The sequence below is a fragment of the Actinomycetospora straminea genome (assembly GCF_028737255.1).
Taxonomy (GTDB): Bacteria; Actinomycetota; Actinomycetes; order Mycobacteriales; family Pseudonocardiaceae; genus Actinomycetospora; species Actinomycetospora straminea.
On sequence record NZ_JAQZAN010000056.1, the window covers coordinates 1 to 1,047 of the forward strand.

The window sequence follows — 1,047 nt, forward strand, 5'->3', positions numbered from 1 at the left end:
GCTAGAGCGTGTCTGGCGGATCATGAGATCCAGGCCAGGGTGGCGCGGAAGGTGATGCCGCCGCGGTAGTTGATGGCGTGCTTGTCGGTGCGGCTGGCGATCCCGCGCCACGCTTTGAGCTGGTTGAAGCCGCGTTCGACGACGTTGCGGCGCTGGTAGCGCTTCTTGTCGAACCCCACCGGTCGCCCGCCGCGGCTGCCGCGGCGGGCCCGGTTGGCCTGCTGGTCGCGGGGCTCGGGGATGGTGTGCGGGATGCCGCGCCGGCGCAGCAGTTCCCGGTTCGCCCGCGAGCTGTAGCCCTTGTCGCCGAGCACGTGGTTCGGCCGGGTGCGGGGTCGCCCCGGACCCGGCTTGGCGACGCGCAGACCGGCGATGAGCTGCGGGAACGTCGGGCAGTCGTTGACGTTGCCCGGGGTCAGCAGCAGCACCAGCGGCCGGCCCTGCCCGTCGGTGAGCAGGTGCAACTTGGTGGTCAACCCGCCCCGGGACCGGCCGATCGCGTGGTGATCGGGCTCGGCCCAGCCGGGCTCGTCGGATCCCGGCCGGGCCCCCTGTGTCCGACGCAGCATCGCCGACCTGGGCCTCCACGTGCTGGGCCTGGCCCGACGGCTCGGCACCGTGTCCCGCGGACACGGTCGCGGCGTTGCCGCTCCAGCGGCGCGCGGTCGCGCCGTGCTGGTGGACCCGCATCAGGCTCGAGTCCGCCGCGACCAGCCAGTCCAGCTCCCCGGCCGCCTCGGCGGCGGTGTGCGCCGCGGCGAAGATCCGGTCGTAGGTGCCGTCGCGTGACCAGCGCACATGCCGGTCATAGACGCTCTGCCACGGCCCGAACTCCGCGGGCAGATCCCGCCACGGCGAGCCCGTGCGATACCGCCAGGCGATCCCCTCGAGCACCTCGCGATGGTCACGCCACTGCCCACCCCGACGCGGTGTCCGGTCGGGCAGCAGCGGCTCGAGCCACACCCACGCCTCATCAGAGATCACCGGCGAACGCACAACGAGATCTTGTCAGAGTCACGCCCGATGATTCATCAGACACGCCCTAGC

At 72.3% G+C, this 1,047-nt stretch carries 1 pseudogene; it reads right to left on the reverse strand.

What is annotated here, in order from left to right:
- Positions 1–20 precede the first annotated feature (20 nt).
- Positions 21–996 (reverse strand): annotated as a pseudogene (locus PH190_RS30570) (IS5 family transposase).
- Positions 997–1,047 lie beyond the last annotated feature (51 nt).